Source organism: Paenibacillus caseinilyticus (assembly GCF_027533645.1).
GTDB lineage: Bacteria > Bacillota > Bacilli > Paenibacillales > NBRC-103111 > Paenibacillus_G > Paenibacillus_G caseinilyticus.
Genome location: NZ_JAQAGY010000037.1, coordinates 37,081 through 50,797 on the forward strand (window position 1 = coordinate 37,081; position 13,717 = coordinate 50,797).

Genomic DNA, 13,717 nt, shown 5'->3' on the forward strand with positions numbered 1-13,717 from the left:
CGTGTCACGTCGCGAACATCTGGATGAACCGGCGGGCGGTCTTGGATAAGTACCGGTCCGTCAGCCACAGGATGCCGACATCGGATTGGACATCGGTATCCGCGACCCTCAGCGTACGGATTTGCGGCAGCGGGAAGGAAGCCATGACCGATGCCGGAAATACGGTGGCGCCGATCCCTGCCGCAACCAGCGCGATAATAATGGCCACGCTGGAGCATTCGCCAATGACCCGGGGCTCGAAGCCGTGCAGCCGGCACTCTTTCATCACTTTCTCGTGCATGCCGGTCGTCTTCTCCGTCTTAAGGCTGAGGAACGGAACGTCCGCGAGCTCCTGCATGCGGATGCTCTCCCCCGAGAAGCGGTCGCTCCAGTGAGGGGGAATGACAGCGACGAACGGGTCAGAGGGCAGGCGCAGCACGGCATGCTCGGTATCTCCCGCCCCTTCGAAGGGAAGACGCGCGAGGATCAGGTCGATGCTGCGCTTCTGAAGCTGCTCTCCCAGCTGGTAATGGTCCCCTTCTTGGATCTTGAAGGTGATATCGGGATGAAGCTCCCGGAACACCTCGATCTTCGGCGGCAGAAGCGAGATGCAGGAGACGACCGAGCCGATGGATAGCACGCCTCTTACACCGTCCTCGAGCTCCTTCACTTCCTGCAGCGTCTCGTGAAACTGCAGCAGCAGGCCCTGCGCCCGGTGCCTGAGCCGCTCGCCGGCCGGCGTCAGCTTCAGACGTCCCCCGCTGCGGTCGAACAGGGTGACGCCGAGCTCCTGTTCCATCTGCTTGAGCTGGCGGCTGAGCGGCGGCTGTTCGATATTGAGCACTTTAGCCGCCCGGGTAATGCCCCCTTCTTCTGCAATGGCCATAAAGTAGCGCAGCTGCCGGATATCCATGGTACACGCTCCTCTTCCATACCTTTTGGGTATGATTATCCCATAAAACAGATCCTTTTCATATGGGTCGCCTAGTGGTATTATACAACTCAACCAAACCAATTCGAGAGGGACGTTAACTTATGACCTACACGATAAAGATCGAACGCAGCACCGCGCCGAAAGCGAAACCGCAGGAAGACCAGCTGGGCTTCGGCAAGCACTTCACAGACCATATGTTCGTAGTGGATTACGAAACGGGCAAAGGCTGGCACAGCCCCCGTATTGTCCCGTACCAGGGGATTACGCTGGATCCGGCAGCGAAGGTGTTCCACTACGGGCAGACCGTCTTCGAAGGGATGAAGGCTTACCGCGCGGAAGGGGAGCGGCTGCTGCTGTTCCGTCCGCAGGACAACTTCGAGCGGCTTAACCTGTCGAACGACCGCATGCATATCCCGCAGATCGACGGGCAGCTTGCCCTGGAAGGACTCGAGGAATTGATCCGTGTGGACCATGACTGGATCCCGTCTGCACCGGGCACCTCCCTGTATATCCGCCCATTCGTGATAGCGACGGAGGCGTCGCTGGGCGTCGCCCCCTCCGCCAAGTACCAGTTCATCATCATTATGTCGCCTGTGGGAGCGTACTACGCCGAAGGCATCAATCCCGTGAAGATCTACGTGGAATCCGGCTATGTGCGTGCGGTGAAGGGCGGCGTAGGAACGGCGAAGACGGCAGGCAACTACGCGGCCGGACTCAAAGCCCAGGAGGAAGCGGCCAAGAGAGGCTGTGCCCAGGTACTCTGGCTGGACGGTGTCCACCGCAAGTATGTGGAGGAGGTCGGAAGCATGAACGTCTTCTTCCACATCGACGGCAAAGTGGTCACGCCGGCGCTCAGCGGTAGCATCCTGGACGGGATCACCCGGCGTTCGGCCATCGCCCTGCTGCGGGAGTGGAACGTCCCTGTAGAGGAGCGGGCGCTTAGCATCGACGAATTGTTCGAAGCGTCCCGGAGCGGGAAGCTGACGGAAGCGTTCGGTACGGGGACGGCGGCGGTGATTTCACCGATCGGCGGCTTGTATTCGGCAGATGGCGACATCGTCATCGGCGGAGGGAAGACGGGTGAGCTCGCGTCGAAGCTCTACGACACGCTGACCGGTATCCAGCTCGGGAAGGTTGCCGACCCGTTCGGCTGGACTAGCGAACTGCAGCTCGTGCCAGCGAAATAATAGAACGCTGCCGCGGCTCACAAGAGGCCGCGGCAGCGCAGGTTAGAGGGCCGCTGGCGGCATGCCGGCGGTTTTTTCTTACTGTTTTAGAATTTTAAAATTTCGGGGTGGAGCTTGTTTTCCGCGTTGTTCTTGTTCTTCTGGGTAAGGTAGGAGCCAAGCAGAGAGTAGATTAGAGAGGAAAAGGGTATGGGGTGGAAGAGCGTAGCGGCCGCCTTTACAGTCATGTGACTACCGCTAGAAAACAGATTCATGTCCACAGGACTTTAGCAGCGGCTGGAACCCCATACCCATCTCTCCCCACGCACCAACGTTTGGACAAGCACGCGAAAGGACCGTACGGACATCCGGCTGGTTTTTCTTAACCGGGACTGATTTCTCATGCCGGGCAGCGGAGTGTGGCAGCAATTGGAAGTGGGGATTATGCGAGATTAGGCTTGTCAGCCGGCTCGATCCCCCCTTATAGTGATAGAGACAGTTACATAGAGGAGAGGTTACTACTAGATGAACAAACGTTGGTTAGCTTCCTGCTTGGCCGGTTCGCTTATGGTCGTATCGGGATGCGGTACGGTGGGCGGATTTGATCCGAAGAGCATGTTCGAGAAAGAAAAGCAGGTTGTGTCGTATGAAGGCGCCATGTCGCTGTCCTTTGCATTCGATATGGATGCGCCGCCAGCGGCCAATTCCAGCTCTTCCGAAGAGGAGGGCTGGGAGGCTGAGCAGCGCGAGAAGCGGCTGGAATCTTATCGGACACTGAACGGATTGAAGCTTAGCGTCACTTCCTTTGCTCTGAATCATGCTGACGGCAAGGTGTCGGCCAAAGGGACCTTGGAGAAAGCGGACCGAGTGATTCCCTTCGAGCTTTCGGCCGATCAGAGAACCGTAGTCGTGAAGGTGGAGGGGCTGAACCGTCCGCTCGTCATGGATACCTTCGGAGAAGCTTCGGCGATTCCTGCGGATCTCGCCGAGGTGGCTGCCAAAGCGACTGCGGCGTCGAACGAACTCGGCAGCTATCTGCTCGCCAATCTGCCCAATAGCGCAGACATCAAAGCGGAGAAGAAAGGCGAGAAGCTGCAGGGCGGCGACGTGCAGGGAACCGCTATATCGCTGTCCGTGCGTGACGACGAGTTTCGGGTGCTGCTGCAGAAGTATCTCAAGAACATGACGTTGGACGATACCGGGCTGCATAAGCTGGCCGAGAAGGTCTACGAAGTGGCCGAGATGGCAGCGGCCTCCGAAGGGTTCAAGCGGCTGCAGGCCGAGCGCGAAGAGCAGGGAGACGAGGGAACTGCTGTACCGGACGAGTCGGTGCGGCCGGTCGTCGAGAGCTTCTTCTTCGACAAGGAAGTGACCGTGGAAGGGCTGTACGGCTTCGGCAAGGCCATCTTCGCTGTGGCAGCCGCTTCTTCCTCGCAGTGGAAGAAAGAGGATGCGCCGAAGGATACGAAGGCTGTCGTGTCCCTGTTCGCGGATGAAGCGCAGCAGTGGAGAAAAGCCGGCTTCGAGCTCGAGAGCAAAGATGCCCGGTTCCTGACGGACGGCGTGAAGAGCGGCAAGGTCTCCTTCTCCATCGAGCGCTGGAATGTGAACGGGAACGTGAATACGTCCGGGCTCTCGGCCGAGAACGGTATTGATCTTGAAGAGTTCGAAGGCAAGGAAGAGATCCTGGGCGCCCTCGACGAGCGTTCGCAGCTCCATCGTTTCCTCAAAGAAGACCTGAAGTACATGCGCCAAGAACTGAGCCTTTATCGAATGGAGAAATCCAAGCTGGAGGCGCGGATGGCTGGCGATACGGATCCCGCCTACTTTCAAGATATGTATTACATCACCGATGGTACCGGCTACGGATCGGTGAGAGAGATGGCTGAAGCCTTCGGCGGTCAAGTCACCTGGATTGAATCGGATCGCACAGTACGGATCGAATCGAATGGCAAAGTTATGATCTTGACACCGGGCAGCTCCACGGCGCAGGTGGACGGAGCCTCTGTCGAGATGAATGGCAAGGCCGAGTGGACCGGTTCCCTGTTATTCGCGCCGATCCGGTTCCTTGCGCAACAGCTGGGTGCCGAGATTAAGCCTCAGCACAGCGAGTACCGCAACCTCACGATTACGAAAGATTAAAGGATAAATCGTGCCGGAGTCCTCTTTTCTTAGGCTGGTATTGACAGTGTGCAGCACGGATGGTAGGATACGATTAAGTTTAAAGAATATTTCATCGGAATAATCGGATTATTGTTCTTACACCAAGACCCGGTTGACCGGTACCCCGGAGACCCACGCCCGCAAGGAGCATGGAGTCTCCTTTTTTGTATAATCCGCCGGGCTGCACGCGCTAACATGAGCTGCGACCGGTCGTACACCACAACTGGGAGGCTGAACTTTATGTCCACGAACGAAAGAGTGCTTAGACCCGAAACGCTGGCTGTCCATGCCGGCCAAGAGATTGATCCCGCTACGCTGTCGAGGGCTGTGCCGATCTACCAAACGACCTCTTACGGCTTCAAAGATACGGAGCATGCCGCGAATCTGTTCGGGCTCAAGGAGTTCGGGAATATCTACACCCGGATCATGAATCCGACGACCGATGTGTTCGAGAAGCGGATCACCGCCCTGGAAGGCGGGGCCGGTGCGCTGGGATTGGCTTCCGGCCAGGCGGCCATAACTTTCTCCATCCTGAACATCGCCGAGGCGGGGGATGAGATCGTGTCCTCGACAAGCTTGTACGGCGGCACGTATAACCTCTTCGCGCATTCGCTCAAAAAGCTTGGCATTACGGTCAAGTTCGTCGATTCGAGCGATCCCGAGAACTTCCGGGCGGCCATCACGGAGAAGACGAAAGCGCTGTATGCCGAGACGATCGGCAATCCCAAGGGCGACGTCCTCGATGTTGAAGCGGTGGCGGCCATTGCGCACGAGAACGGGATCCCGCTCATCGTCGACAATACGTTCCCGAGCCCGTACCTGCTCCGCCCGATCGAGCACGGAGCGGACATTGTCGTGCATTCCGCGACGAAGTTCATCGGCGGGCACGGTACCTCGATCGGCGGCGTCATCGTGGACAGCGGCAAGTTCGATTGGGCGGCCAGCGGCAAGTTCCCGGGACTGACGGAGCCGGATCCGAGCTATCACGGCGTCGTGTACACCGAAGCCGTCGGCCCGATCGCCTATATCATCAAGGCGCGCGTCCAACTGCTGCGCGACCTTGGAGCATCGCTCTCGCCGTTCAACTCGTTCCTGCTGCTGCAGGGCCTCGAAACGCTTCATCTGCGCCTGGAGCGCCACAGCACCAACGCGCTGGCGGCCGCCCGCTTCCTGGAAGCGCACGAAGCGGTCGAGTGGGTGAGCTACCCGGGGCTGGAGAGCCATCCGTCGCACGGGCTGGCACAGAAATATTTGCCGAAGGGCCAAGGCGCCATCCTCAGCTTCGGCATCAAGGGCGGGATCGAATCCGGCAAGCGTCTGATCCACGCGGTGAAGCTGTTCTCGCACCTGGCGAACGTGGGCGACTCGAAGTCGCTGATCATTCACCCGGCGAGCACGACGCACCAGCAGCTCTCCGAGGAGGAGCAGCGCTCCGCCGGGGTTACTCCGGGGCTCATCCGTCTGTCGATCGGGACCGAGGCAATCGAAGACATTCTCTATGATCTGGAGCAGGCCATAGCAGCGAGTCAAGCTGCGGTGACGGCCTAAGGCAGGGGCGCCGCTCGGTCTTCCGCGTGTTCTGCGCACTATAGCAAGAGGCCGGCCTTTCGGGGCCGGCTCTTTTTTGGACAGTGCGTGTTCCGCAGGGAGGAATTTGCAGGCTGGACAGGGAACTTAGGTATGAGGAACGTAAGGCCGGTCTAGTGAAAGAATGCGAATCCAATAGGAAACGGAGTGTGAAGTCATGAGCGAGGCAACGTTGGAGCTGCCGTTCATTCTGGAAGCCGGGGAGCTGGAGCCGCAGAAGCCGCTTCGAATCCGCGGAGAGGTGCGGGTGAAGCCTCTCGGGCAGGAGAAGCAGCCTGTTCTGCTCATCTGTCACGGGTTCAAGGGATTCAAGGATTGGGGATTCTTCCCTTACGCCGCCGAGCGGTTCGCTGCGGAAGGATACTATACCGTAACCTTTAATTTCTCCTGCAACGGCGTGGGCGAGCGGGACTTCGACGAGCTGGACAAGTTCGCGGTGAACACTTACTCGAGGGAGCAGGAAGATCTCGGCTTGGTGCTGCAGGCCCTGAGGGAAGGAAGCTTGCCGGAGGCCGCGCAGGCGGACCTCTCCCAGGTGTACCTGCTCGGCCACAGCAAAGGGGGAGGCACCAGCCTGATCTTCGCGGCGGATCATCCGGAGGAGATCGCGGGAGTCATTACGTGGAACGGCATCGCCCGCACGGATCTCTTCGGCGATGACTTCAAGAAGGAGATCGGAGAGCACGGCGTCGCTTACGTGGCGAATGTGCGGACGAAGCAGGAGATGCCGATTCGCGCCGTGTTCTATGAAGATCTGCGGGCGAACGAGGAGCGCTTCGATGTGGCCGTAAGGCTTGCGGGGCTGACCCGGCCTGTGCTGCAGGTGCAGGGCGACCAGGATTCGGCGAGGCTCCGGGAGGGCTTCCAGCGGTTGAGAGAAGCGGCTCCGCAGCATCAAGCGCTGACGGTGGAAGGCGGCAATCACACCTTCGGGGCGGTGCATCCCTTCGCCGGGACGACGCCTTATCTCGAGACGGCGCTGCGGGTATCGCTGCAATTCCTCGAAGGACTGCGGCGCGGGCGCCGACAGGAGCAGGCGGCCGAGTAAGAGGCAAGTATGGTGAGGTGTTGCAGACCGGATTAGGGGCGTGTGTGCATCTAAGAGTCCAAATGCAAACTCCACCGAATGGAAGGAAACCGGGCAACGCGCGGATCAGAACTGCCCCGCCCTCAGACAGGCTGCCCGGGCGCAGGTTATTCTGCGGGCGGGGCAGATCGGGCAGCCGTTCCCGCAGAGCCTTCGCCATAGGGTTCACATGTGCCCGATTTTGCTATATACTTTCCTTCGTAAGGGGGGACGGTTTGTCCCGTACCCACCGCTGAAGCTTCGTACGAAAGGAAAGAGAATGCCTGATGAAATTCGCCGATTTTATGCTGACCGAACCGTTCAGCCGCTTCAATAATGTGGACACGCCTGCGGACCGCCCCAAATCCCAGATGGACGATTGGGACAAGGAGCGGCTGCTCGATACGCTCGGCAAGCTGAACCGGGAGCTCCTGCGAAGAGATACGTACGGCACAGCCGACAGTCCGTTCGAGGAGAGCAACGCCCAGCTGCATGTGATCTCCTACGCGCTGCTGACCATTTTGAAGTCGAAGATGTAGAGAGGCCGGTTCGGCCAAAACGAAAAGCGCTGCCTGTCTCCGCGAGGAGGGGCAGCGCTTCTTGTTATGATTTTTACCTGAGTCAGCTATTGTACAATGATTTCGCTTGCCCGAACGTGCCGTAACCCTACATCATCTTCACTCGATACAGCACCTTCGTAGACGATCTTGCCCTGCTCCAGCTCGGCGATGGCCACCCCTGGAGGCGCTGTCGTGGGCATGTCCGCATTCAGCAGCATATAGAGGCGGTTGTTGGTTATGAAGCCATAATGGAGGATTGCATCTGCCGGCAGAGGCAGTCCTGCTAGGGAAACCGGCAGATCATGGGTAACCTTCTTCTGCTGGATGTTGTAGCGCAGGACCCGTGGCGCCAAGCCATCGGCCCAGGAGGTGAGGAAGATCTCTTCATCGCTTGAGCTGAGGCTAATCTCCGCTGTGCCCTTCAAGAGCCCGGCCATAGGTTCGGCCGACACCTGCTCCAATACGCTCGTCTGCAGGTCGTAGACGAACAGTTCGCGATAGTCAGATACCAAGAGGCCCGTGGTGGAATCTATAGTGGAATGTCTCTTCTCAAAGGCGGCATAGCGGCTTGGCTTGGTAGGATCGATTGCACTCAGGTGGTTAACTTGGATGGATGTGCGCTCCTGTTCGTCGCTGGAGAGGAGAATGCGGTCATCCATCAGCTGCTTGGACCCAAGGTCCACACGGTACAGATGAATTTCCGTATGGGTGCCGCGCCCCTCTGTGCGTTGATAATTAGAGGTGAGCAGGCTCATGGTCTGCCCGCCGGATTGCACGTCCATCTGCACGTCGATCAGGTTGATATCATGGAAGAAAGCTTCACTCGGAATGGAGACCTCGAAGGACGTCTTCTTAGCCGCGTGCTTATCCCTAGAAGCTATGTAACAACGGAACTGGTTACCTTCTCGCATTCCTGCACCACGGACCGGTTCGGATTTGATCTCCGCATACCCGAGTCTGTTCGCATCTTCATAGATTCCGTGCAGGCTGCTGACACCGCGCATGAAGCTGCGGTTTTCTTGAATTAATTTTTTCCACGTTTCGTTCATATAGGAAGGGTATCTCCCATTGAGTATCACTTCCCAGAGCGGCTTGTCGGAACTGTACTTGCTTCCTGAGGCAGAGATATGGACATCGCCTTCTTCCGAATAAGCTCGTATGGCGACAGGCGCGGCTTCTTTGGTATCTCCCATCAAGGGATGAAGTACATATACAGGATTGCCTGCGGACGCATTCGCGTAATAGATGCCGATCGTGAGCAGGATGAGCGGAACGAACACGACAGGTTTCCAGTAACGCAGCATGGTGTTTCTCCTCCTCAGACCGTGATTTTGCGGCGGATTAAATAGGAACTGAGCCAAAGGGAACCACAGACGATCAGCAAACCGATAACGCATGTCATCCAATTCAGTTCATCGAAATAGAAAAAGTAAGGGTAAACCTCATGGATGACCGAAGGGGTCACTAGGAGGAACACGACACATAGAATATAGAGAATCCCGGCGATCAAGCCTCTGATCCGGTAGCTCCTCTCGAGCAATATGACTGTAAAAGCAACGATCAATCCTGCCAAGCCGAGTCCATAGAAGAAGATATAATCAGAAGCGTAACGGGGGATAAGCAAGATGAAAAGGTCGTTCTTCCTTATCACTGCAGCGACATCTGCCGCTGTCCGGTACTCTTCCGGCACGATCGCTTGAAACGTATAGAGGTGCAGCGGAAGCGTGGCCAATTGGAGTGCGATGAGCCCCAGGACAAACAGGAAGATGGCGCTGAGTTTGGCCCAATAGACGTTCATACGGGAGGAAGGCAGAAGAAGCAGGCGGTAGATGAACGTGTGCCGGCCGAACCAGTCCCTGTACCAGATCAAGAAGACATAGAGAATGAGGGCTGCCGCGCATAAGGCGACCGGAGCAAGGAAGAGCGGGTTCGTGCTGAAGGTTGTGAAGCTGTGGCCCGAACCGGCGATGAGTCCGTCCCGAATCCGGTTCACCAGGCTTCTGGCCAACCAGGCGGCAGCGGCCGACTGCAGGAGCAGGGTCAGGATCGCCATCGCCCCATAGATCCGGCTGAACCGGTCGATCTCATAATTCAGGAGTTTCCAGTAAGCGTTCATGCCCCATACACCTCTCTCATCACATCGACAACGGATTTGCCTTCCTGCATCCGGATCTCCTCCGCGCCGAACTCCCGGAGCACCCGGCCTTCACCGAGCAGGACAACCTTGTCGATGAGATGCTCGATATCGTGAATCTCATGGGTCGTTATGATCACGCCCCGGTCCTCGATGAGACGGGAGGTGAAGACGCTCGCAATCTGTTCTCTGCTGAAGATGTCGATCCCAGAGAAGGGCTCGTCCATCAATACATACTTCGCATCCAAAGCAAGACAGAGGGTCAGGTTTACCTTGGCTGCTGTTCCTTTGGACAAGTTACGAATACGTTCTTTCCCGTCCAACTTGAAGAAGTCGAGCAGCTCTTCCGCGCGTCGGGCGTTCCAGTTCGAATAGAAATCCGCCATGAACCGCAAGGCCTCTGCGATCCGCATGGAGGCAGGCATCGTCAGGGAGTCGGGGATGAAAGAAACCTTCTCATAGAGCCCGGGACGGAGCTGCTCGCCGTCGATGCGGATCACTCCGCTGCCGGTGGGGGTGAGCCCCATGATGGCCTTCAGGATGGTGGACTTGCCTGCTCCATTGAGGCCGATGAGACAGGTAATCTGACCTGGTTCCGCTGTGAAGGATACCTCCTGCAGCACTTTTTTTCTGCCGAATTTTTTGCTGATTCGTTGGACCTCGATCATGGGCGTGACCTCCTACTTCATTCGCTGTTTCTCTTCATAGGCATCCCGGACGAGGGGAAGCAGTTCCTCTACCGGCACCGAGATACGGCTGACTGATTCGACGAAAGCCTGGACGGCTTCGCGGAGCAGCTCCTCCCGAAGCAGGGCCAACAGCTGTTCGTCCATCGTAATTCGGCTCGGAGAGTTGCCTTCCGTTGTTATCAACCGCTGTTCCTCCATTTCTTTGTAGGCCCGCTGAGCCGTATTGGGATTGATCTGCATAAGGGACGCCAGTTCCCGGCGCGAGGGGATTTCCTGTCCTGCAGCGAGCCTGCCGGTGACAATCTCTTCCTTGAAGTAACGCGCCACCTGCAGGTATACCGGATCACGGTTGTTGAAGAGTACATTCATGGGTTGATCTCCTATGTGGTGTTCTGGCATTGCCGGCCGCGGACTGAAGTGTGTGTATTACGTGGTTCATACACAAACTGTACTATAACCCTGGCACGCAAAATTTGTCAACAAAAAATGGAAAATTAAATACAGATACCCAGTTGCAGCGCCATCATCATGGGGAGATTCCGCACCCGATACGATACAGCATCCTTGAGCGGTCGGGGCCTCCCCTGCTCCAACTCCAGCTTGGCGATGGCCCCCCCTGGCGGCGCTGTCGTCGGCATCTCCGCATGGAGGGCAGCCCACCACCCAAATAAGCGCCCCGCTTCATCGCGGGACGCTTGCATTAACGCCAGAGCCTCATCTACACTTCCACAATAATCGGGAGAATCATCGGGCGGCGCTTCGTTTGGTCGTAGAGAAACTTGCCGAGGCTGTCCTTGATCTTCTGCTTGAGAATGTTCCACTGGTTGACATTCTCCTCCTGCAGCTTCGCCAAGGTGCGTACCACGATCTGGTTGGCCTGATCCATGAGCGCTTCGGATTCTCGGACATAGACGAATCCGCGGGAGACGATATCGGGCCCAGACAGGATGGTGCCGAGCGATTTGCTCATCGTGATGACGACGATCAGGATGCCGTCCTGGGAGAGGGACTTGCGGTCGCGGAGCACCATGTGCCCGATATCGCCGATCCCGAGCCCATCCACGAACGTGCTTCCGGCGGAGATCTTTCCGGCTTTGCGGCCCATGCCGTTCTGGAATTCCACCACATCGCCGTTGTCGACGATGAAGATATTCTCGCCCTCGACGCCGACCGCTTCGGCCAGCAGCCGGTGCTGGTGCAGCATGCGGAATTCGCCGTGAATCGGGACAAAATACTGCGGACGCATCAGGTGGAGCATCAGCTTCAACTCTTCCTGGGAGGCGTGCCCGGAGACGTGCATGCCGGTAACGGAGCCCGGGCCGTAGATGACGTGCGCGCCGAGCTTGTACAGGTCATCTACGGTCCGGGAGACGTTGCGCTCGTTGCCGGGAATCGGCGTGGCAGAGACGATGACCGTATCGCCGCGCAGCACCTCCACCTGGCGGTGGTTATTGCGGGCGAGACGGGAGAGGGCGGCCATCGGCTCCCCCTGGCTGCCCGTGCAGAGGACGGCGACCCGGTCCAGCGCATACTGCCCGACGTCCCCCGGGTCGATCAGCATGCCGTCCGGGATGTTCAGATAGCCGAGTTCGGCGGCGATTGTAACTACGTTGACCATGCTGCGTCCGATGAGCGCCAGCTTCCGGCCCGTGGCGTGCGCCGCGTCGATCACCTGCTGCAGCCGGTGCACATTAGAAGCGAAGGTGGCGATGAACACCTTCTGGCGCGCCTTGCGGAACACCTCTTCGAGGTGGAAGCCGACATTGCGCTCCGACGGCGTGAAGCCCGGCCGCTCCGCGTTCGTGCTCTCCGACAAGAGGGCGAGCACGCCGCCCTTGCCGATCTCCGCCATCCGGTGGAGGTCGGCGGATTCCTCGTTGACCGGGGTCAGGTCGAATTTGAAATCCCCGGTATGCACGACCCTGCCTTCCGGCGTGTCGAAGACGACGCCGATACAGTCCGGGATGCTGTGGTTCGTCCGGAAGAACGAGACGCCGATCGAGCCGAGTACCAGCGTCGATTCATCGGTAACCACGTGCATCTTGGTGGAGCCGAGCAGGCCCTGCTCCTTGAGCTTGCCCTCGATTAACCCGAGGGTCAGCCGGGTGCCGAAGACAGGCATGTCCATCTGCTTTAGGATATAAGGGAGCCCGCCAATATGGTCTTCATGGCCGTGCGTAATGATAATACCCCGGACTTTGTCCCGGTTCTCAAGTAAGTAAGCGATATCGGGTACGATCAGATCGATGCCGGGCAGGCTCTCGTCGGGGAACTTCGAACCGCAGTCGATCGCTATGATGTCATCCTTGTATCGAACCACATACATGTTTTTTCCAATCTCGCCAACTCCCCCTAAGGCGACTATGGATAAGGCGCTGCCCTGACCGTTGCTCATGAATGGAATCCTCCCTTATGGGTTTGGAAGTTCGGCATAACGTTACTTTTTCCCATACCCGGGATAATTATGAATAGGGGGCCATCAGGCTTCTTGCGATTCAAATTTGTGCCGGCAGTGGGCATGGTAGAGGGAGTCTGCCAGAAGCCCGAATACATAATTTCAGAGGGCCGTCCACGCAGTACCGTGATCTCATCCGCGGCATTTTTCTGGAGGAGATTTCCCATGTGGAGCTCGTCCATATGACGATCAACCAGCTGCTCGACGGATCCGGCAGCAAGGGGCCGGACACGGGGGAGGCTCCGCTGCTTGCGGAGGCACCGGGGGACGGATTGACTTACCATTACATCATCGGCGCGCAGAGCTCTCTGCCGGTCGACTCGTCGGGCAACCCGTGGAACGGCTCTTGGGTCTACGACCACGGGAACCTGGTCAGCAACCTGCTCGATAACCTGGTGCTCGAAGCGACAGGCACGCTGCAGAAGTCTCGGATCTACGAGATGAGCTCCAACCGGACCTTCCGCGAGACGCTGGCGTTCCTCATGGTGCGTGACAGTGCCCGCCAGAATGCGTATGCCAAAGCGCTGGAAACCCTAGGGGGCAACTGGGGCAAAGTGCTGCCGGTGCCGGAGTACGACCTGTTGCAGTATCCGGAATGCCGCAAGTATATCGACCGTGCCTGGCACAACGTCCAGTTCAACTTCAGCCTGGACCCTACACACATCGGCGAGATCTTCCAAGGCGAAGCGCCGGGACGGCATGGCGGTACCTTGAGCGTGGAGCCGCCGCCGGCGGGCTTCCCGGTGCCGGTCCTGCCGGAGAGGGAGCGGTCCGAGCACAGCCGGGGCATTCCCCGGTCCTTGTAGGAAGGTGCAGCGCCGGAATCGGTACAGACAACAACAAAAAACCGGAGGCCTCGGGCCGAGGCCACTGAAAAAGTCCGTCCTATAAAAAAGCACAGCACTTCAAGAAAATTGAAGTGGCTGTGCTTTTTTTGACGTATAATTGAGTCATCACGAAAAGTGGGTGAGACGGATGATCCAA

General features: G+C 58.0%; 11 protein-coding genes and 1 pseudogene. 6 read left to right on the top strand and 6 right to left on the bottom strand.

Annotation, left to right across the window (positions count from 1 at the left end):
* Window positions 1-4: 4 nt before the first annotated feature.
* The gene (locus tag O9H32_RS31375) at window positions 5-892 is read right to left on the bottom strand and encodes a LysR family transcriptional regulator (protein WP_269870028.1); all 888 of its coding nucleotides are present in this window, start codon (window positions 890-892) and stop codon (window positions 5-7) included.
* Between the two features lie 122 nt (window positions 893-1,014).
* Here O9H32_RS31375 and O9H32_RS31380 point away from each other — a divergent pair, with 122 nt between their 5' ends.
* From O9H32_RS31380 to O9H32_RS31400, 5 genes are all read left to right on the top strand, one after another.
* Window positions 1,015-2,100 carry a branched-chain amino acid aminotransferase gene (locus tag O9H32_RS31380; protein WP_269870029.1) on the top strand — a complete coding sequence of 362 codons (1,086 nt, stop codon included), beginning with the start codon at window positions 1,015-1,017 and terminating at the stop codon, window positions 2,098-2,100.
* A gap of 504 nt (window positions 2,101-2,604) precedes the next feature.
* Complete coding sequence (locus O9H32_RS31385; RefSeq protein ID WP_269870030.1) at window positions 2,605-4,221, top strand: copper amine oxidase N-terminal domain-containing protein; 1,617 nt, start codon at window positions 2,605-2,607, stop codon at window positions 4,219-4,221.
* A 261-nt stretch (window positions 4,222-4,482) separates the two neighbouring features.
* Complete coding sequence (locus O9H32_RS31390) at window positions 4,483-5,790, top strand: homocysteine synthase (protein WP_269870031.1); 1,308 nt, start codon at window positions 4,483-4,485, stop codon at window positions 5,788-5,790.
* 196 nt (window positions 5,791-5,986) lie between these two features.
* A complete protein-coding gene (locus tag O9H32_RS31395; protein ID WP_269870032.1) occupies window positions 5,987-6,877 on the top strand; it encodes an alpha/beta hydrolase family protein in 891 nt (296 codons plus the stop codon).
* Window positions 6,878-7,182: 305 nt separating this feature from the next.
* A complete protein-coding gene (locus tag O9H32_RS31400) occupies window positions 7,183-7,434 on the top strand; it encodes a hypothetical protein (protein WP_269870033.1) in 252 nt (83 codons plus the stop codon).
* Between the two features lie 86 nt (window positions 7,435-7,520).
* Here the strand turns inward: O9H32_RS31400 and O9H32_RS31405 are convergent, their stop codons facing one another.
* The 5 genes from O9H32_RS31405 to O9H32_RS31425 all read right to left on the bottom strand — a co-directional run bounded on the left by O9H32_RS31405 (window position 7,521) and on the right by O9H32_RS31425 (window position 12,673).
* The gene (locus O9H32_RS31405) at window positions 7,521-8,759 is read right to left on the bottom strand and encodes a hypothetical protein (RefSeq protein ID WP_269870034.1); all 1,239 of its coding nucleotides are present in this window, start codon (window positions 8,757-8,759) and stop codon (window positions 7,521-7,523) included.
* 14 nt (window positions 8,760-8,773) lie between these two features.
* Complete coding sequence (locus tag O9H32_RS31410; RefSeq protein ID WP_269870035.1) at window positions 8,774-9,571, bottom strand: hypothetical protein; 798 nt, start codon at window positions 9,569-9,571, stop codon at window positions 8,774-8,776.
* Window positions 9,568-10,257 carry an ABC transporter ATP-binding protein gene (locus O9H32_RS31415; protein WP_269870036.1) on the bottom strand — a complete coding sequence of 230 codons (690 nt, stop codon included), beginning with the start codon at window positions 10,255-10,257 and terminating at the stop codon, window positions 9,568-9,570. Before O9H32_RS31415 ends, O9H32_RS31410 begins: the two co-directional genes overlap by 4 nt.
* 12 nt (window positions 10,258-10,269) lie before the next feature.
* The gene (locus O9H32_RS31420; protein WP_269870037.1) at window positions 10,270-10,647 is read right to left on the bottom strand and encodes a GntR family transcriptional regulator; all 378 of its coding nucleotides are present in this window, start codon (window positions 10,645-10,647) and stop codon (window positions 10,270-10,272) included.
* A 349-nt stretch (window positions 10,648-10,996) separates the two neighbouring features.
* Window positions 10,997-12,673 (bottom strand): ribonuclease J, encoded by a 1,677-nt coding sequence (locus O9H32_RS31425; RefSeq protein ID WP_269870038.1) that lies wholly within the window; start codon window positions 12,671-12,673, stop codon window positions 10,997-10,999.
* A gap of 158 nt (window positions 12,674-12,831) precedes the next feature.
* On the opposite strand from O9H32_RS31425, the pseudogene O9H32_RS31430 reads away from it, so the two are divergent.
* Window positions 12,832-13,539: pseudogene (locus tag O9H32_RS31430) on the top strand (manganese catalase family protein); the annotation flags it as partial.
* Window positions 13,540-13,717 lie beyond the last annotated feature (178 nt).

What these genes read in the sequence shown, in the direction of transcription:
- O9H32_RS31425 (WP_269870038.1), bottom strand. Translation starts at nt 12,673, where the DNA reads ATGAGCAACGGTCAGGGCAGCGCCTTATCCATAGTCGCCTTAGGGGGA.
- O9H32_RS31415 (WP_269870036.1), bottom strand. Translation starts at nt 10,257, where the DNA reads ATGATCGAGGTCCAACGAATCAGCAAAAAATTCGGCAGAAAAAAAGTG.
- O9H32_RS31420 (WP_269870037.1), bottom strand. Translation starts at nt 10,647, where the DNA reads ATGAATGTACTCTTCAACAACCGTGATCCGGTATACCTGCAGGTGGCG.
- O9H32_RS31375 (WP_269870028.1), bottom strand. Translation starts at nt 892, where the DNA reads ATGGATATCCGGCAGCTGCGCTACTTTATGGCCATTGCAGAAGAAGGG.
- O9H32_RS31385 (WP_269870030.1), top strand. Translation starts at nt 2,605, where the DNA reads ATGAACAAACGTTGGTTAGCTTCCTGCTTGGCCGGTTCGCTTATGGTC.
- O9H32_RS31395 (WP_269870032.1), top strand. Translation starts at nt 5,987, where the DNA reads ATGAGCGAGGCAACGTTGGAGCTGCCGTTCATTCTGGAAGCCGGGGAG.
- O9H32_RS31380 (WP_269870029.1), top strand. Translation starts at nt 1,015, where the DNA reads ATGACCTACACGATAAAGATCGAACGCAGCACCGCGCCGAAAGCGAAA.
- O9H32_RS31405 (WP_269870034.1), bottom strand. Translation starts at nt 8,759, where the DNA reads ATGCTGCGTTACTGGAAACCTGTCGTGTTCGTTCCGCTCATCCTGCTC.
- O9H32_RS31390 (WP_269870031.1), top strand. Translation starts at nt 4,483, where the DNA reads ATGTCCACGAACGAAAGAGTGCTTAGACCCGAAACGCTGGCTGTCCAT.
- O9H32_RS31410 (WP_269870035.1), bottom strand. Translation starts at nt 9,571, where the DNA reads ATGAACGCTTACTGGAAACTCCTGAATTATGAGATCGACCGGTTCAGC.
- O9H32_RS31400 (WP_269870033.1), top strand. Translation starts at nt 7,183, where the DNA reads ATGAAATTCGCCGATTTTATGCTGACCGAACCGTTCAGCCGCTTCAAT.